This window comes from Shinella zoogloeoides (genome assembly GCF_033705735.1).
Classification (GTDB): Bacteria; Pseudomonadota; Alphaproteobacteria; order Rhizobiales; family Rhizobiaceae; genus Shinella; species Shinella zoogloeoides_A.
The window spans coordinates 1-16,982 of sequence record NZ_CP131130.1 but is presented as its reverse complement, the minus strand read 5'-3'; the positions used below and the strand labels follow the sequence as shown (position 1 = coordinate 16,982).

20 protein-coding genes are annotated in these 16,982 nt (G+C 65.2%); 11 read left to right on the top strand and 9 right to left on the bottom strand.

Annotation, left to right across the window (positions count from 1 at the left end; all coding sequences use genetic code 11):
• Positions 1-39: 39 nt before the first annotated feature.
• From lspA to ShzoTeo12_RS00090, 3 genes are read right to left on the bottom strand one after another with little or no spacing between them, the layout of a single operon-like run.
• The gene (gene lspA, locus ShzoTeo12_RS00100; RefSeq protein WP_119257418.1) at positions 40-531 is read right to left on the bottom strand and encodes a signal peptidase II; all 492 of its coding nucleotides are present in this window, start codon (positions 529-531) and stop codon (positions 40-42) included.
• Positions 528-1,382: an RNA methyltransferase gene (locus ShzoTeo12_RS00095; protein WP_318910716.1), complete on the bottom strand. Its 855-nt coding sequence runs from the start codon at positions 1,380-1,382 to the stop codon at positions 528-530. Before ShzoTeo12_RS00095 ends, lspA begins: the two co-directional genes overlap by 4 nt.
• On the bottom strand, positions 1,379-2,473 hold the full coding sequence (locus tag ShzoTeo12_RS00090) for a class I SAM-dependent methyltransferase (protein ID WP_318910714.1): 1,095 nt from the start codon (positions 2,471-2,473) through the stop codon (positions 1,379-1,381). Before ShzoTeo12_RS00090 ends, ShzoTeo12_RS00095 begins: the two co-directional genes overlap by 4 nt.
• A gap of 137 nt (positions 2,474-2,610) precedes the next feature.
• On the opposite strand from ShzoTeo12_RS00090, the gene ShzoTeo12_RS00085 reads away from it, so the two are divergent.
• Positions 2,611-3,060: an SRPBCC family protein gene (locus ShzoTeo12_RS00085; RefSeq protein ID WP_119257416.1), complete on the top strand. Its 450-nt coding sequence runs from the start codon at positions 2,611-2,613 to the stop codon at positions 3,058-3,060.
• Here the strand turns inward: ShzoTeo12_RS00085 and ShzoTeo12_RS00080 are convergent, their stop codons facing one another.
• The 3 genes from ShzoTeo12_RS00080 to sppA form a co-directional block, all read right to left on the bottom strand.
• Entirely contained in the window at positions 3,061-3,405 is a 345-nt protein-coding gene (locus tag ShzoTeo12_RS00080; RefSeq protein WP_318910713.1) for a DUF1049 domain-containing protein, read from the bottom strand. It abuts the gene before it with no gap.
• 95 nt (positions 3,406-3,500) lie between these two features.
• A complete protein-coding gene (locus tag ShzoTeo12_RS00075; RefSeq protein ID WP_023513227.1) occupies positions 3,501-3,800 on the bottom strand; it encodes an integration host factor subunit beta in 300 nt (99 codons plus the stop codon).
• Between the two features lie 27 nt (positions 3,801-3,827).
• On the bottom strand, positions 3,828-4,778 hold the full coding sequence (gene sppA / locus ShzoTeo12_RS00070) for a signal peptide peptidase SppA (RefSeq protein WP_119257414.1): 951 nt from the start codon (positions 4,776-4,778) through the stop codon (positions 3,828-3,830).
• 210 nt (positions 4,779-4,988) lie between these two features.
• On the opposite strand from sppA, the gene lptC reads away from it, so the two are divergent.
• The 6 genes from lptC (at position 4,989) to ptsN (ending at position 10,104) form a co-directional block, all read left to right on the top strand.
• Positions 4,989-5,657 (top strand): LPS export ABC transporter periplasmic protein LptC, encoded by a 669-nt coding sequence (gene lptC / locus ShzoTeo12_RS00065; RefSeq protein ID WP_318910708.1) that lies wholly within the window; start codon positions 4,989-4,991, stop codon positions 5,655-5,657.
• 7 nt (positions 5,658-5,664) lie between these two features.
• Positions 5,665-6,228, top strand: coding sequence for an LptA/OstA family protein (locus ShzoTeo12_RS00060; RefSeq protein WP_119257412.1), 564 nt, complete (start codon positions 5,665-5,667; stop codon positions 6,226-6,228).
• 27 nt (positions 6,229-6,255) lie between these two features.
• Positions 6,256-7,053, top strand: coding sequence for an LPS export ABC transporter ATP-binding protein (gene lptB, locus ShzoTeo12_RS00055; protein ID WP_413251159.1), 798 nt, complete (start codon positions 6,256-6,258; stop codon positions 7,051-7,053).
• 149 nt (positions 7,054-7,202) lie between these two features.
• Positions 7,203-8,744, top strand: a complete 1,542-nt coding sequence (rpoN, locus tag ShzoTeo12_RS00050; RefSeq protein WP_318910705.1) for an RNA polymerase factor sigma-54 — start codon at positions 7,203-7,205, stop codon at positions 8,742-8,744.
• Positions 8,745-8,993: 249 nt separating this feature from the next.
• On the top strand, positions 8,994-9,569 hold the full coding sequence (gene hpf / locus ShzoTeo12_RS00045; RefSeq protein ID WP_318910704.1) for a ribosome hibernation-promoting factor, HPF/YfiA family: 576 nt from the start codon (positions 8,994-8,996) through the stop codon (positions 9,567-9,569).
• Between the two features lie 73 nt (positions 9,570-9,642).
• Positions 9,643-10,104 carry a PTS IIA-like nitrogen regulatory protein PtsN gene (gene ptsN / locus ShzoTeo12_RS00040; protein ID WP_119257409.1) on the top strand — a complete coding sequence of 154 codons (462 nt, stop codon included), beginning with the start codon at positions 9,643-9,645 and terminating at the stop codon, positions 10,102-10,104.
• A gap of 150 nt (positions 10,105-10,254) precedes the next feature.
• On the opposite strand, the gene grpE is transcribed toward ptsN, so the two are convergent.
• Positions 10,255-10,875, bottom strand: a complete 621-nt coding sequence (grpE, locus tag ShzoTeo12_RS00035) for a nucleotide exchange factor GrpE (protein ID WP_318910701.1) — start codon at positions 10,873-10,875, stop codon at positions 10,255-10,257.
• A 145-nt stretch (positions 10,876-11,020) separates the two neighbouring features.
• Entirely contained in the window at positions 11,021-12,103 is a 1,083-nt protein-coding gene (gene hrcA / locus ShzoTeo12_RS00030) for a heat-inducible transcriptional repressor HrcA (protein WP_318910700.1), read from the bottom strand.
• A 151-nt stretch (positions 12,104-12,254) separates the two neighbouring features.
• Between hrcA and rph the strand changes: the two genes are divergently transcribed.
• The 4 genes from rph to hemW are packed head-to-tail and all read left to right on the top strand — an operon-like array spanning position 12,255 to position 15,257.
• A complete protein-coding gene (rph, locus tag ShzoTeo12_RS00025) occupies positions 12,255-12,971 on the top strand; it encodes a ribonuclease PH (protein WP_318910698.1) in 717 nt (238 codons plus the stop codon).
• A gap of 16 nt (positions 12,972-12,987) precedes the next feature.
• Positions 12,988-13,404, top strand: coding sequence for a VOC family protein (locus ShzoTeo12_RS00020; RefSeq protein WP_318910697.1), 417 nt, complete (start codon positions 12,988-12,990; stop codon positions 13,402-13,404).
• A gap of 8 nt (positions 13,405-13,412) precedes the next feature.
• A complete protein-coding gene (gene rdgB / locus ShzoTeo12_RS00015; RefSeq protein ID WP_318910696.1) occupies positions 13,413-14,057 on the top strand; it encodes an RdgB/HAM1 family non-canonical purine NTP pyrophosphatase in 645 nt (214 codons plus the stop codon).
• 6 nt (positions 14,058-14,063) lie between these two features.
• Positions 14,064-15,257, top strand: a complete 1,194-nt coding sequence (gene hemW, locus ShzoTeo12_RS00010; RefSeq protein WP_318910695.1) for a radical SAM family heme chaperone HemW — start codon at positions 14,064-14,066, stop codon at positions 15,255-15,257.
• 165 nt (positions 15,258-15,422) lie between these two features.
• Here hemW and dnaA read toward each other — a convergent pair whose 3' ends face one another.
• Positions 15,423-16,874, bottom strand: coding sequence for a chromosomal replication initiator protein DnaA (gene dnaA, locus ShzoTeo12_RS00005; protein ID WP_318910693.1), 1,452 nt, complete (start codon positions 16,872-16,874; stop codon positions 15,423-15,425).
• Between the last annotated feature and the right edge of the window lie 108 nt (positions 16,875-16,982).

The window sequence follows — 16,982 nt, the reverse complement described above, 5'->3', positions numbered from 1 at the left end:
GCGGACCGTTCAGAACGGCTTCAGCAAGTCGTTCGAATTTTAACGTTTCGCGCGGCGCATCGACAGGAGCTCGTCGAGGATGACGAGGCCTGCGCCGATGGTGATGAAGCTGTCGGCGAGGTTGAAGACGGCGAAGGACCAGGTCTCGGTATAGAAGAGCACATAGTCGATCACGTAACCGAAGAGCGCGCGGTCGATGAGGTTGCCGAAGGCGCCGGCGATGATGAAGGCATAGCCGGCATGGGCAAGGCCCCGCGCCTTGGGCGTCTGCCGCCAGAGCCAGACGACGAAGGCGACGACGAAGAGCCTGAGCGTGACGATGAACCAGCCCTCCATGCCCGACAGCATGGAGAAGGCGACGCCGTAATTGTAGGTGCGGTAGAGCGCCAGCATGGGCACGACATGCACCGCCTCCTGGAAGGGAAGCCAGGTCTCCACGGCGAATTTCACCGCCTGATCGAGCAGCAGCGCGAGCAGGATGAAGACGACGACCGGCAGCGGCCGGGAGAACAGCGGAATGCGTTCGTTCATGCCCGCTCTTCCAGCGTCAGGAGGTGGCGGCGCGCCTCGAAGAGCATGATGCCGGTGGCGATGGCAAGGTTCAGCGAATCGGCAAGGCCGGCCTGCGGGATGCGGGCGAGCGCATCGGCTTCGCTGGCGAGCGCGTCCGGCAGGCCCGCCTGCTCGTTGCCCATGAGGAGGAGGACGGGCTTCTTACGGTAGTCGATGGTGCGGTAGTCGACCGCGCCGGCAAGGTGCGTGGCGACGACGGAAACGCCGGCGCCCTTCTTCCAGGCGAGGAAGTCGGCGGGACTCGCCTTGACCAGCGGCAGCGCGAAGACCGAGCCCATGGTGGCGCGCACGGTCTCCATCGAATAGGGATCCGTCGTCTCGCCGAGGAGGATGACGCCGCTCGCGCCCGCCGCATCCGCCGTGCGGATGATCGTGCCGAGATTGCCGGGGTCGCGCACGCGGTCGAGCGCCACATAGGTCTCGTCCGCCTTCGGCTTCAGGTCCCGCAGGCTCGTCCAGCGCTGGGTGAAGATGCCGACGACCATCTGCGGGTTGTCGCGCCTTGTGATCGACGAGAGCACCTTCTCGCTGACCTCCAGCACCAGCCCGCCGCGCGCCACGGTCTTCGTCGCGGCCTGCACGACCTGCGGCTTGTCCTTGACGTTCTTGGCATAGACCAGCGTCCTGATCTCGAAGCCGAGTTCCAGCGCGTCGATGACGAGCTTCAGGCCCTCGGCCATGAAGCTCTTCGTCTCGTCACGGTGCTTCTTGTCGGACAGCGCCTTGATGTCCTTGACGATCGGGTTCGAAAGGCTCGTGACCTCCTTCACCTGACCGACGCGGCGGGTTCCGTGGTGGTCGTGGCTCATGCGCTGATCCATCGGCTGAAGAGGGAGGTGGAGAGGGCGCGGCCGGCCTCGCCGCCGTCCGGGCCGCTCTCGCGGATGACGAGCTCGCCCGATTCCACCGTGCCGCCGGCGCCGCGCATGGTCTCACGCATCAGCTCGTGGATGGAATAGAAGCTCGCGCGGATCGAATAGGCCGTCAGCACGAGGCCGATGGCCTTGGGCGACAGGATCTCGCGGCAGATGTCGAGCATCAGCGGCAGGTGGTCGAAGAGGTGCCAGACCTCGCCGTTCGGCCCGCGGCCGAATTTCGGCGGATCGGTGAGGATGATGTCGTATTTGCTGCCGCGGCGCTCCTCGCGCTGGATGAACTTCATGGCATCCTCGCAGATCCAGCGGATCGGCAGCTTCTCCATGCGGCCGAGCGCCTGGTTCTCGCGCGCCCAGCCGATGGCCTTCTTCGAGGCGTCGACATGGGTGACTTCGGCACCGGCGGCTGCCGCGACCAGCGAGGCGACGCCGGTATAGCCGAAGAGGTTCAGCACCTTGACGGGCCGGCCGGCGGTCTCGACCTTCTCCTTCATCCAGCGCCAGTGGGCGAGCTGTTCAGGGAAGACGCCGACATGGCGGAAGGCGGTGAAGCGGCCGTGGAAATCGACGCCGAGGAGCTGCATCGGCCAGGTTTCGCCGAGCGCCGCCTTGGGGAACTTCCAGCGGCCCATACCGTCCTCGTCCGTATCGCCGGTGAAGAGGGCATCGGCCTTGTCCCAGAGGGACGGCAGGCTTCGCTGCCAGAGCGCCTGCGCCTCCGGGCGCACGATGCGGTAGGGGCCATATTGCTCCAGCTTCTCGCCGGCACCGCTGTCGATGAGGCGGTACTGGTCGGAGCCGGCGGTCTCGAGGATGACCGGCACGCGCTCGGCGGGCTTTTCGCCCTCGCGGCGCATCAGCGGGCGGGCGGGGGCCTCGGGCGCGGGGCGCGGCTCCCTGTTCGGGGCCGGCGGCCTGGGTGCCGCGGCCCTTGGAGCCTCAGCCTTCACGGCCGGCCGCGTATGGGCCTTCGCCCTGGCGGGCGCGGCGGGGCCGCTCTTCGGCCGGCGGTGCTTGTCCTTCACGATCGATCGTCCGTCGTCGGTTGAAACCTTGCCGGCAAAGCCGGAAAACAAGCGGCTCCCATACCATCCCTCCCCCACTTGGCAAAGCGCTTTCCGATTGCGATAAATCTGGAACCGTTCCGGGAGGAGGATCGACCATGGACATGTCCGGCGAAGAACGCATTGCCGCCCCGCGCGAGGCCGTCTGGGCCGCACTCAACGATCCGGAGATCCTGAAGGCCTGCATTCCGGGCTGTCAGTCGCTGACCATGAAATCGCCGACCGAGCTGGAGGCGACCGTGAAGATCAAGATCGGCCCGGTCTCGGCGACCTTCAACGGCGAGGTGACGCTCTCCAACCTCAACCCGCCGGAAAGCTACACGATTTCCGGCGAGGGCAAGGGCGGCATTGCCGGTTTTGCGCAGGGCGGCGCGGATGTCCGCCTCATCGAGGACGGCGGCGAGACGATCCTTGCCTATGACGTGAAGGCGCAGATCGGCGGCAAACTCGCCCAGCTCGGCTCGCGCCTCATCGATTCGACGTCGAAGAAACTGGCGACGCAGTTCTTCTCCGATCTCGGCGCGAAGCTGAACGGCGGAGCCGCCTGATCATTTCCCGGAAACCGGCACGACGGCCTGCGAGGCCAGCGCCTCGGCGCGGCCGCGGTGCCTTTCAGCCTCCGTGTGCCACTTGACCGCCTCGCTCGCCTCGATGCGGGCGCGCTTGCGGTGCTTGCCCTGCGCGAACCAGGTGATGAGCGCGCCGAGCACGAGGCCGAGGATCGTCGCGAGGAAGAGATAGACGAAGAAGGGCGCGGTGACCGAAAGCACGCTGTCCTCCGGCCGGAACGGATTGAGCGCCAGCGTCACCGACTGCCGGTTCGCCACCGACAGCACGATCAGCACGATGGCGATCGGGATCAGGATGAGGACGTTGACTATTCTCTTGACCATTGCGTCACCTTTCTTGCGCGCGGCGCCGGCGGGAAGCCCCGCCCTGCCCCTGGCAATCCCCGCAAGGCCGTTTCACGCTGCCCGCCGGAATTGCTTCAATCGTCCTGATCGGCCTGGCCGGGATTGAGGCGCTCGCGCAGTTCCTTGCCCGTCTTGAAGAACGGGACCCATTTCTCCTCGACGAAGACCGCATCGCCCGTGCGCGGGTTGCGGCCCGAGCGCGAGGGGCGGTTCTTGACGGAGAAGGCGCCGAAGCCGCGCAGCTCCACGCGGTTGCCGCCGGCCAGCGCATCCGTGATCTCGTCCAGCACCGCGTTGACGATGTTCTCGACATCGCGGTGATAGAGATGGGGATTACGGGCTGCGACGATCTGGACCAGTTCCGACTTGATCACGGTATCCCCCTTAAAAATTCTTGTTTTTCAATCGCGATCAACCTGCCAAACCGAAACAAGACCGTCAAGAAACAACTTTTCGCCGGCCAGCTTTTCGATCGTCGGTTGAAGGTCGAGCGACAGGCCGAACACCGAGCGGGCCAATTCCCGGATGCTGCCGCCGATGAAGGGAATGCCTGACCGGCTCGTCGGCTCGTAGTCGACGAAGGGCAGGTCCTTGGCCACCTTGCGGGTGTCGAGATAGGCGCGGATCGCCTCCGGCCCGCCGAGCGTATCGACCAGCTTGGCGGCGAGCGCCTGCCGGCCGGTGAAGATGCTGCCGTCGGCAAGGCGCAGCACATCGGTGCGCGGCAGCTTGCGGCGCTCGGCGACGAGGTCGACGAACCAGTCGTAGCTGTCCATCACCATGGCGCGGATCATCGTCTTGGCGTCCTCGCTGGCCGGATGGAAGGGCGAGGGCTCGGCCTTCAGCGGCGCGGACTTGATCTCCTCCAGCGAGACGCCGATCTTGTCCATCAGCTCCTTCATCTGCGGATACTGGAAAAGAACGCCGATGGAGCCGGTGATCGAGCTTTCGCCGGCGACGATCGTGTCGCCCGCAGTCGCGATCATGTAGCCGGCGGAGGCGGCGAGCGTGCGCACGTCCGAGACGACCGGCTTCTTTTCCGCCACCTTGCGCAGCGCCTTGAAGATCACCTCGCCGCCATAGGTCGTGCCGCCGGGGGATGAGATCGTCACGACGAGCGCCTTGGCCCGGTCGTTCTTCGCGATGCGGTCGAGGCGCTCCAGGAGGTCCTTGTCGTCCTGGATGATGCCGGAAATGCTGACGCGGGCGATATGGTCGCCCGAACCGATGTCGGGCGCGCGCCAGGCAACGGCGGCCCAGATCGCGGCCAGCGCGATCAGCACGGCCGCGACGCGCCAGAAGGTGAGCTTGCGGCGCAGTTGCCGGCGGTCGGCGATGGCGGATTGTTCCATGTCCTGTCCTCGGTGCTGATGGCCGCCTTGCATCAAGGTGGCTTGCGGAAGGCCCTATCGATATGGCATTCCCCGCTCAAATGGCAATTCGTCGCCGAACTTTCTTGGACATCCATTGTTTGTTCAGGAATAATCGCCATATGGGGCCCGTTATAGTTGCGGCCCCTCATGCGCGGCGAGGGCCGAAACCGGACCATTCAAGCAGGCACTATGCTGAACAGCGTGACAGAAGCACCGACCGGTGCACAGGGCATGGGCATTTCCGCCGAGGCTTATCGCCTGGCGACGCGCCATTCCGCGCGCGTGCGGATCCTCAAGATCGCCCTGCCGGTCGCAGCCCTGATCATCGCCGCGGTCTTCGCCGTCGTCTCCATCGTGCGCACCTACCTGCCCTCCGACCTCCATGTGGAGAGCGCCACCATCGAGGACGGCAAGATCGTCATGCGCTATCCGGCGATCGCCGGCCGCAACAAGGACGGCATCAGCTATTCGATGAAGGCCGAGCGGGCGCTGCAGGACATGAAGACGCCCGACGTCATCACGCTCGAGAACATCACGGCGAAGATGCCGGTCAACGACAAGACCACCGCGGAAGTGACGGCCGAGACCGGCGTCTACGACCGCGGCAAGAACCTGCTCGACATGACCCGGCCCTTCACCATCAACCTCAATACCGGCCTTGCCGCCGCCTTCCGTTCGGCCCATCTCGACATCAACGGCGGAACGATGGAAACGAAGGACCCCGTTTCCATCCATTCGCCCGGCGCATCCATTGTTGCGCAGTCGCTGCGAATGACGGATAAAGGCCGTGTCGTCGTCTTCGAGGGCAAGGTCGTCGTCGACGTCGACCCTGCCGCCATCCGCAACCGAGAAAAGTAAGAGCGCCATGTTCGCCACTCTCTCCGCCCCTGTCCGGGCCGCCAGCCTTTTCGTTCTTGCCGCGGGCTTCGCACTGGCCGCGGGCCATGCCGGCGCCCAGCAGACGGCGAGCAAGATGAAGGGCGTGCAGCTCTCGAACGACCAGCCGATCCAGATCCAGAGCGACGCGCTGGAAATCCGCGACCAGGAGAACAAGGCCGAATTCACCGGCAATGTGAAGGTCGTGCAGGGCACGACGACGCTGCAGGCCGGCCGCATGGTCGTTCACTACAAGTCGGGCGGCAAGGGCTCGGTCGCCAGCGGCAATGCCGACATCGAGAAGATCGACGTCTTCGACAAGGTCTACCTGAAGTCGCAGACGCAGGAAGCGACCGCCGATACCGGAACGTTCAACCTCGACAACGAGACGCTGGTCCTCAAGGGCAAGAAGGTGGTGCTGTCGGAAGGCGAGAACGTCTTCGTCGGTTGTCAGCTCTCCGTCACCATGCGCACCGGTGAAGCGAAGCTGGATGCCTGCGGCGGCCGCGTCATGATCCAGCTCGACCCTAAATCCCGCCAGAAAACGAACTGATATAGCGCTTCTCCCGTGTCATCTTCCCTGCTCACCCGCCTGACGCGCCACCCGAAGAAGGGTGCGCAGGAACCCCACCGCAGCACCGACCTGTCGCGCTACGAGGGAACCCTCATTGCGCGAGGGCTGACGAAGACCTATCGCGACCGGCGCGTCGTCAACGGCGTGTCGCTCGTCGTCCGGCGCGGCGAGGCCGTGGGCCTGCTCGGCCCGAACGGCGCCGGCAAGACGACCTGTTTCTACATGATCACCGGTCTCGTGCCCGTCGACGAGGGCTCGATCGAGATCAACGGCCACGACGTCACCACCATGCCGATGTACCGCCGGGCACGCCTCGGCGTCGGCTATCTGCCGCAGGAAGCCTCGATCTTCCGCGGTCTCACGGTGGAGGAGAACATCCGCGCCGTGCTGGAAGTGCACGACAAGGACAAGGCGCGGCGGGAGGAAAAACTCGACAGCCTGCTCGCCGAATTCTCGATCTCGCATCTTCGCAAGTCGCCCGCCATCGCGCTTTCCGGCGGCGAGCGCCGGCGCCTCGAGATCGCCCGCGCACTTGCCACCGACCCGACCTTCATGCTGCTCGACGAACCCTTCGCGGGCGTCGACCCGATCTCGGTCGCCGACATCCAGGCGCTGGTGCGTCATCTCACCTCGCGCGGCATCGGCGTCCTGATCACCGACCATAACGTGCGCGAGACGCTCGGCCTCATCGACCGCGCCTATATCATCCATGCCGGCGAGGTGCTGACCCACGGCCGGGCGAACGACATCGTCAGCAATGCCGACGTGCGCCGCCTCTATCTCGGCGACAATTTCAGCCTCTGAGGGCGGGACGCGCCCGGTTGCCGCGATCTTCATCAAGTTCGCGCCCGCCGCTTGACCAAACGCTTTTAAAAAGCAATTTTTGGGCCAGTTGGTTTCTGCCGCCCCGATCCTGTGGCTTCGGGCGGATTTCCGGAGAGTAGAGCGTCCGCATGGCCCTCGCCGCCAGCCTTTTCCTGCGCCAGAACCAGTCGCTGGTCATGACGCCGCAGCTCATGCAGTCGATCCAGCTGCTGCAGATGACGCATGGCGAGCTGACGCAGTTCATCGAGCAGGAAGTCGAGAAGAACCCGCTCCTCGAAATCGCCGCGAACGACGACGGTGGGCGCGACGAGCGCTTTACCGCCGAGGCCGAGCCATCCCCCACCGAGCGCGGCGGGGATGGCGGCCAGGCGGACCTTTACGAAACCGCCACCAGCGGCACCGCCGGCAGCGCGCCCGAAACCCTCGACGGCGGGCTCGACAATGTCTTTCCCGACGATGCCGGGCCCCGCGCGGCGGACGCGCCGGAGCTGATCGGCCAGTGGAAGTCCATGCCGGGCGGCGGCGGGGACGGCGAGGGCTACGACCTCGACGACTTCGTGGCGAGCCGCAAGACGCTGCGTGACGTCCTGAACGAGCAGATCCCCTTCGCCCTTGCCGACCCCGTCGACCGGCTGATCGCCCAGCATCTCGTCGACCAGCTCGACGAGGCCGGCTATCTCCAGGGCAGCACGGCGGAGACCGCCGCAAAGCTCGGCAAGCCCGCCGCCGAGATCGAGCGCGTGCTCGCCCGCCTGCAGGAGCTCGATCCGCCCGGCGTCTTCGCCCGCTCGCTCAGCGAATGCCTTGCGATCCAGCTGAGGGCCCGGGACCGGCTCGACCCGGCCATGGCGGCGCTCGTCGGCAATCTCGAACTGCTCGCCCGGCGCGACTTCGCGACGCTGAAGAAACTCTGCGGCGTCGGCGAGGAGGACCTTCTCGACATGCTGGCGGAAATCCGCAAGCTCGACCCGAAGCCCGGCACGCGCTACGAGACGGGCGCTTCCGAGGCCGTGGTGCCGGATATCGTCGTGCGCGCCGCGCCCGACGGAAGCTGGCATGTCGAGCTCAATGCCGACACCCTGCCCCGCGTGCTGGTCAACCGCGACTACTATACCGCCGTTTCCAGCCGCACGAGCCGCGACAGCGCGGATTACGGCTTCCTCAACGAATGCCTCCAGACGGCCAATTGGCTGACGCGCAGCCTCGACCAGCGCGCCCGCACCATCCTGAAGGTGGCGAGCGAGATCGTGCGTCAGCAGGATGCCTTCCTCGTCAACGGGGTCGACCACCTGCGCCCGCTGAACCTGAAAACGATCGCCGAGGCGATCAGGATGCATGAATCGACGGTGAGCCGCGTCACCTCGAACAAGTACATGCTGACGCCGCGCGGCCTGTTCGAGCTGAAATATTTCTTCACCGTCTCGATCGGCTCGGCCGAGGGCGGCGATTCCCATTCGGCCGAGAGCGTGCGCCACCGCATCCGCAGCATGATCGCGCAGGAAGCCCCCGAGGCGGTGCTCTCCGACGACGACATCGTCGATGTCCTGCGCAAGGGCGGCGTGGAACTTGCCCGCCGCACGGTGGCGAAGTACCGCGAGGCGATGAACATCCCCTCCTCCGTGCAGCGCCGGCGCGAAAAACGCGCGCTCGCCAAGGCCTCGGCCACCTGAAACAAAGCCCGGGACAGCCGCGTTCCGGCCTGTGAGAAGTTAACGATGGCTGAATCGGCCGATTGACTTCGCGGGCTGGAAGGGCTAATGCGCGCCCCACTTCCGAAGGGAAGGCAGGCCGGACTTCCAGACTATCCCCGCTTTTCCCAAGCGTGCGATGCAGCAAACAGCGCGTGTGTGAAACGCTTGGAACGCAGATGAGGTTGGAATAGACTGGTGTACGCAAATCATGAAAGAGAGGTACCCTCCATGAGTGTGCGTGTGTCCGGTAAACATATGGAAATCGGCGACAGCTTCCGCCAGCGTATTGAAGAGCAGGTGGAGGAGGCCGTAACCAAATATTTCGACGGAGGATATTCGAGCCAGGTCACCGTGGAAAAGGCGGGATCGCGGTACAGTGCGGACTGCAAGCTTCACCTGGACACAGGTACGGCGTTGCAGGCCAATGGCGAGGCCAACGATCCCCTGGCAGCCTTCCAGGCAGCCTCGGAGCGGATCGAAAAGCGCCTGCGCCGGTACAAGCGCAAACTCAAGGCACACCATAACGGCAACGGTCATGACGCCTTTGCAGAGGTGGCCTACACGGTGATGGATTCGGTCCCCGACGAAGACGAAGAGCTTCCCGAGGACTACGCGCCGACCATCGTCGCGGAAAGCACGAAGAAACTCCGGACCCTGTCCGTGGCAAGCGCCGTCATGGCGCTCGACATGACGGACGAACCGGTTCTTCTTTTCCGCAGCGCGGGGTCGGAGCAGCTCAATATCGTCTACCGACGCAACGACGGAAATATTGGCTGGATCGATGCAGCCAGTATCAAAGGCTGAGTGACGGGAGCGTGGTGCCGGGACGGGCACCACGCTTCTTCAAACCCTTCACCCAGCGCACGAGGACAAGAGCATGGCATTGGCAGGTCTACTGCAGCAGAGTGCGATTATTCCGGCGATGAAGGCCAATTCCAAGAAGCAGTTGCTTCAGGAGCTGGCAGCAAAAGCGGCAAAGATTACCGGGATTCCGGAACGCGAAATCTTCGACGTCATCCTTCAGCGTGAGCGCCTCGGTTCGACCGGCGTCGGCAATGGCATCGCCATTCCGCACGGCAAGCTGAAGGAGCTTTCGCAGATCACCGGCCTCTTCGCGAGGCTCGAAACCCCCGTGGACTTCGAGGCACTGGACGACCAGCCGGTGGACCTCGTCTTCCTGCTGCTCGCGCCGGAAGGCGCCGGCGCGGACCACCTGAAGGCCCTTTCGCGCATCGCCCGCGTGCTGCGCGACCCGGCCATGGTCGCAAAGCTGCGCGCCTCCGACAGCGAGAGCGCCATCTATGCCTGCCTCAGCGAGGAACAGGCATCCGCGGCCTGAGGCTGCGCAATACCCTATTCGATTGCTTGGGAAGACCGCCGCGGACCAGAATCCTGCGGCGGTCTTCGCGTTTCGGGCGCATCGGAAACGGCACAGGAAAACGCCCGCACCATTGCTGATGCGGGCGTTGGAACTTACCTGGAAGACCGGTCAGGCCTGCGCGGTGCTCGTCTCGCCGGCGGGAGCCTTCGGGCCGCCCTTGGAGACGCCGACCATGGCGGGGCGCAGGACGCGCTCGCCGATGACGTAGCCGTCCTGCACGACCTGGACGACCGTGTTGCTGGCAACGTCGGGGTTCGGCACCTCGAACATGGCCTGGTGGAAATGCGGGTCGAACTTCTCGCCGATCGGATCGAGCTTGCGCACGCCATGGCGCTCCAGCGCCGACAGCATGGAACGCTCGGTCATCTCGACACCGTCCGCCAGCGCCTTGAGGCCGGCATCGTCGCCCGCGAGGGCTTCGGCCGGGATGGCGTCGAGCGCGCGGCGCAGGTTGTCGGACACGGCCAGCATGTCACGCGCAAAGCCCGCGACGGAATAGGACTTGGCGTCCTTCACATCGCGCTCGGTGCGGCGGCGCAGGTTGTCCATCTCGGCGGCGAGGCGCAGGTACTTGTCGCGAAGGTCGGCGTTCTCCGCCTTCAGAACCTCGACCGGATCGGGTTCGGCCGGGACTTCCGCGTCGACGGCGGCGTCCGCTGCGGATGCTTCAGCGGCAAGGTTGCTGTCCACCGCTTCGTCAGGTCCGTGTTTCTTGGTCTCGTCGGTCATGACGTACTCCGAATTGCATTGCTAAGGGGTTGCGCCCGATATCGAGCTTCGGGCCTGAAAAATCAAGGGCTGACGGCCGGAAAGCCGGCGCAACGGATGGCATGCCGTTCTCGCAGGGCCGCTGCACGCCTTCACGCGGCATGCTTCAGCGCGAAAGCCGCGACATCAATTGCGCCGTATAGTCCACCATCGGCACGATGCGGGAATAGTTGAGCCGCGTCGGCCCGATGACGCCGACCGCGCCGACGATCTTGTCGTCGCCGTCCCTGTAGGGCGCGACGATGAGCGAGGAGCCGGAGAGCGAGAAGAGTTTGTTCTCCGAACCGATGAAGATGCGCACGCCCGGTCCTGTCTCGGCAAGGTTCAGGAGTTCGATCAGGCTGTCCTTGCGCTCCAGGTCGTCGAAGAGCATGCGCAGGCGGTCGATATCGTCGGCGCCGGCAAGGCCTTCCAGCAGGTTCGCCCGGCCGCGCACGATGAGGCGCGTCGGCTTTGCCTCCTCGAAGCCGCCGGACCAGACGGCAAGGCCGCGTTCGACGAGGTCCTGCGACAGCTTGTCGAGCTCGCTGCTGATCTCGCCGCGCAGGCGCTCCAGCTGCGAGCGCGCCTCCAGCAGCGTGTTGCCGGAAAGATGCGCGTTGAGGAAGTTCGCCGCTTCCGTGAGCTGCGAGCTGGTAACCCCCGCCGGCAGCTCGATGATGCGGTTCTCCACCTGGTCGTGATCGCCCACCAGCACGACCAGCGCCTTGGTCGGCTCCAGCCGGATGAACTCGACATGCTTCAGCACGGCGTCGTTCTTGGTGGTGATGACGAGGCCGGCGCCGCGCGACATGCCGGACAGCGCCTGGCTCGCCTCGTTCATCATGGTCTCGACGGCCGAGTGCTTCTGCCCATGCGGACGCACATGGCGCTCGATGGAGGCGCGGTCCTCGGCGGAGATATTGCCGACCTGCATGAAGGCATCGACGAAGAAGCGCAGGCCGAGCTGCGTCGGCAGGCGGCCCGCGCTGATATGCGGCGAATAGATGAGACCGAGCTCCTCCAGGTCGCTCATCACGTTGCGCACGGAGGCAGGCGAGAGCGACATGGGCAGGATGCGCGAAAGGTTGCGCGAGCCGAGCGGCTCGCCGCTCTCGAGATAGGTCTCGACAATGCGGCGGAAGATCTCGCCCGAACGCTCGTCGAGCGCCGCCTGAATGTCAGGTCCCGGAGGATTCTTCAAAACCATCTTCGAACTGCAACCCTGTTGTCCGCCCGGAATATAGTGATTTCACCGGCCGGCGCAAAACGGATTTTCCCCCACCTTGCCCCTCCGCCATTCCCTCGCCCGGCGAAACGGTCTAAAGCAGCCTCAAACACATCTCAGACAGGAGTTCGCAATGCGGCCGTCCGGCAGAAAAACCGATCAGATGCGCAAGGTTTCCTTCGAGCGCAACGTTTCCAAGCATGCCGAGGGTTCCTGTCTCGTCAAGTTCGGCGACACGCATGTGCTGGTGACGGCAAGTCTGGAGGACAAGACGCCGCCGTGGCTGCGCAACAGCGGCAAGGGCTGGGTGACGGCCGAATACGGCATGCTGCCGCGCGCCACCGGCGACCGCATGAAGCGCGAAGCCGCCGCCGGCAAGCAGGGTGGCCGCACGCAGGAAATCCAGCGCCTCATCGGCCGGTCGCTGCGCGCCATCGTCGACCTCGAAGCGCTCGGCGAGCGCCAGATCACCGTCGACTGCGACGTTATCCAGGCCGACGGCGGCACCCGCACGGCCTCCATCACCGGCGCGTGGATCGCCCTCCACGACTGCCTGAAATGGATGGAAGCGCGCAGCATGATCAAGGTGGAGAAGGTCCTGAAGGACCACGTCGCTGCGATCTCCTGCGGCATCTTCGCCGCGCAGTCAGTGATCGACCTCGACTATCTCGAAGACTCCGCCGCCGAGACCGACGCCAACTTCGTCATGACCGGCTCGGGCGGCATCGTCGAAATCCAGGGCACCGCGGAAGGCAAGCCGTTCACGGAGGAGGAATTCTCCAGCCTGATGGCGCTTGCCCGGGGCGGCATTGCCGACCTCGTCGCCCTGCAGAAGCAGGCCATCGCCTGAGAAAAGGCGCAAGACCATGACCGCCGCGATTGAAGGCATTCTCGAAACCGCGCTTTACGCGGATGACCTCGACGCGGCGGAGGCCTTCTATGGCGGCATTCTCGGTCTCGAGAAAATCACGCGGCACGGCAACCGCCACGTCTTCTTCCGCTGCGGGCCGGGCGTTCTCCTGATCTTCAATGCGAAGGAGACCGCCGTGCCCCCACCGCCGCAGGCCTTTCCCGTGCCGGTGCACGGCGCTGCCGGCCCCGGCCATGCCTGTTTCCGTGTTGCCGGTCCCGCGCTTGATTTCTGGGTGAAAAAGCTGGAAGAAGCCGGAATCGCCATCGAAGCGGATTTTCGCTGGCCGAACGGCGCCCGCTCGATCTATTTCCGCGACCCCGCCGGCAACAGTCTCGAATGTGCAGAGCCCGGTCTCTGGAACATCGCTTAGGAACCCTTATGCGCAAGCTCGATACCAAGACGATCGTCGTCGCCAGCCACAATGCCGGAAAGATCCGCGAGATCGAGGACCTGATCGGCCCCTTCGGCTTTTCCGCCAAGTCCGCCGCGGAACTGAAATTCGAAGAACCGGACGAGACCGGCACGACCTTCGAGGAAAACGCGACGATCAAGGCGCTCGCCTCGGCAAAGGCCTCCGGCCTGCCGGCCCTTTCCGATGATTCCGGCCTCGTGATCGACGCGCTGGACGGTGCACCGGGCGTCTACACCGCCAACTGGGCGGAGAAGGAAGACGGCACGCGCGATTTCACCATGGCCATGGAGAAGGTCGAAAAGGCACTTTCCGAAAAAGGCGCGACGGACGCCAAGGATCGCACCGCGCGCTTCGTCTCCGTGCTGTGCCTTGCCTGGCCGGACGGCCATACGGAACTCTTCCGCGGCGAAGTGGAGGGCCATGTGGTCTGGCCGCCGCGCGGCGACAAGGGTTTCGGCTATGACCCCGTCTTCCAGCCGGAAGGGTACGAGACGACCTTCGGCGAGATGAGCGCGGAAGAAAAGCACGGCTGGAAGCCGGGTGACGCGACCGCGCTCTCGCACCGCGCCCGCGCCTTCAAGATCTTCGTCGAAACCTGCCTGAAAGCCTGAAACGTCATGACGGCGGTGCCCTTCGATATCCGGCCGAGCACGGGAGCGGACCTTTCCGATCCCGGCTTCGGCATCTATGTGCACTGGCCGTTCTGTGCCGCCAAATGCCCTTACTGCGACTTCAACAGCCATGTGCGCCACCAGCCGGTCGACCAGCCGCGCTTCGTGCAGGCTTTCCTGAAGGAAATGGCGACGATGCGCCGGCTGACCGGCTCGCGCACTGTCACCAGCATCTTCATGGGTGGGGGCACGCCCTCGCTGATGGCGCCGGAGACGGTGGATGCCATTCTCAACGGCATCGCCCGCCACTGGCATGTGCCTGACGGTATCGAGATCACCATGGAGGCGAACCCCTCCAGCGTCGAGGCCGAGCGCTTCCGAGGCTACCGCGCCGCCGGCGTCAACCGCGTCTCGCTCGGCGTGCAGGCGCTGAACGACCGGGACCTGAAATTCCTCGGCCGGCTGCATGACGTCGCCGACGCGCTGAAGGCGATCCGCCTTGCGCGCGACATCTTCCCGCGCATGTCCTTCGACCTCATCTATGCCCGCCCGAACCAGACGGTGGAGGAATGGGACCGCGAATTGAAGGAGGCCGTGTCCTACGCGGTCGATCACCTCTCGCTCTACCAGCTCACTATCGAGGAGGGCACGCCCTTCTACGGCCTCGCCAAGGCCGGCAAGCTGGTGGTGCCGGATGGAGAGCAGTCCGCCGTGCTCTACGAGGCGACGCAGGAGATCACCGAGCGCGAGGGCATGCCGGCCTATGAGGTTTCCAACCACGCTCGCCCCGGCTCGGAAAGTCGCCACAACCTCACCTACTGGCGCTATGGCGATTATGTCGGCATCGGCCCCGGCGCCCATGGCCGGCTGACGACGGGCGGCGCGAAGATCGCGACCGCGACGGAGCGCAAGCCGGAGGGCTGGCTGTCGCTTGTCGAGGCCGAAGGCCACGGCATGGTCGACCAGGAAGTGCTGGAATACGAGGCGCAGGCGGACGAGCTCCTGCTGATGGGCCTGCGGCTGAAGGAAGGCGTGGATCTTGCCCGCTGGCAGGCCTTTTCCGGCCGCGATCTCGACCCGGACCGCGAACAATTCCTCATCGATCACGGCTTCATCGAGCGGCTCGGCAATTCGCGCCTGCGCTGCACGCCGGCCGGGATGCTGATCCTCGACGCCGTCGTCGCCGATCTCGCCTGCTAGGGCCGGCGCTCTCTCCCATATCTGTCTTGAACGCCGACCGCCGGGCTCGCTCCGAGGGTCCGCGCGCGCCCACGCAACCCATGACGCAGAGGGACTTTCGATCCCGCGGCAAAGAAAAGGGGCCTTGCGGCCCCCTTTTTTAAGCAGAGCCCGGTCGGATCCGTACTATTCGTTGATCAGGCGCTTCAGAAGCTCGATCTCGTGGCTGAGCTTGGTATCGCCCGAGATCAGTTCCTCAATCTTGCGCACGGCATGCAGCACGGTCGTATGGTCGCGTCCGCCGAAACGGCGGCCGATCTCCGGGAAGGAGCGCGGCGTCAGGGTCTTCGACAGATACATGGCGATCTGGCGCGGCTTGACGATGACGCGCGTGCGGCGGTTCGAGACCAGTTCCTGGCGCGAGACGTTGTAGTGCTTGGCGACGACGCGCTGGATGTCCTCGATGCGCACGCGGCGCGGCTCGCCGGCGGCGACCAGATGGCCGAGCAGCTCGTCGACACGCTCGATCGTCAGGTTCGGCTCGAAGGAGCGGCGGAAAAGGAGCTGGTTGAAGGCGCCTTCCAGCTCGCGGCCGCTGGCCGTGATGTTGCGCGCGACATGGCTGAGAATCTCGACCGGAATGTCGAGCGACTGGTCTTCCTGCTGCGCGGCGGCAAGGCGGCGCTTGAGGATTTCAAGGCGCATCTCGTAGTCCGGCGCTTCCATCTCGATGGCGACGCCACCCTGCAGGCGCGAGCGCACGCGCGGGTCGAGCGATTCCAGCTCCCAGGGCGCACGGTCGGCAGCGACCACGACCTGCTTGGCCGAATCGAGCAGCATGTTGAGCAGGTGGCAGAACTCGTTCTGGATCGAGTTGCCCTGCAGGAACTGCATGTCGTCGATGATCAGGAGATCGATGTTGCGCAGCGTTTCCTTGAGGGAGAGCGCATCGTTGTCGCGGATCGCGGTGGCGAAGCGCCACATGAAATATTCGGCCGTCAGATAGACGACGCGCGGGTTGCGGGCGCTCGAAAGGGCCCCGAGCGCGATGGCCTGCAGAAGATGCGTCTTGCCGAGGCCGACGCTGGAATGGACGAAGAGCGGGTTGAAGCGCACGGCGCCGGCACCGGCTTCCGCGATGGTGCGGGCGGCGGCAAGGGCGACGCGGTTCGAGGTGCCCTCGACGAAGGCGTCGAACGTGTAGCGCTGGTCGAGCGGCGAGCCGAAGAGCGGGCCGGAATGCTGGGCGCGCGGCTGGGCCGTGGCGGTGACGGAAGCGGCGACGCTTGCCACCGGCTGCGGGCTACCCGCCGAACGGCGCGGCTGGGCCTGCGGCGCGGGCTCCGCCACGGCAACGGCGTCGTCGGCCACGCCGATGCGCACGCCGCGGGTCGCAGTCCGCACAAGAATCTCCACCTTGAGGATTTCCGCGTCTTCCTGCTGGAAGAGGCTGGTGATGAGGTCGAGATAACGGTTGTTGATCCAAGATTTCAGGAACGTCGTCGGCACCGACAGACGCACCACGCTCTTGGATACGGAATGGATTTTCAGGCGTCCGAACCAGCTTGCGAAAACGTCCGGTCCAACCTGCGCCTTCAGGCGCGCACTGACCCGTTCGAAAAGCGCATCATGCTTCATGTCGGATGCAACCCCCGCCGCCTCTTGCGCCCCTTCTTGCGGGAGCGTCTGTCGTGCATTTTCCCCGTTTGCGAATGCACCAGCCGTCCTGGCCGTATTCATCTGCAT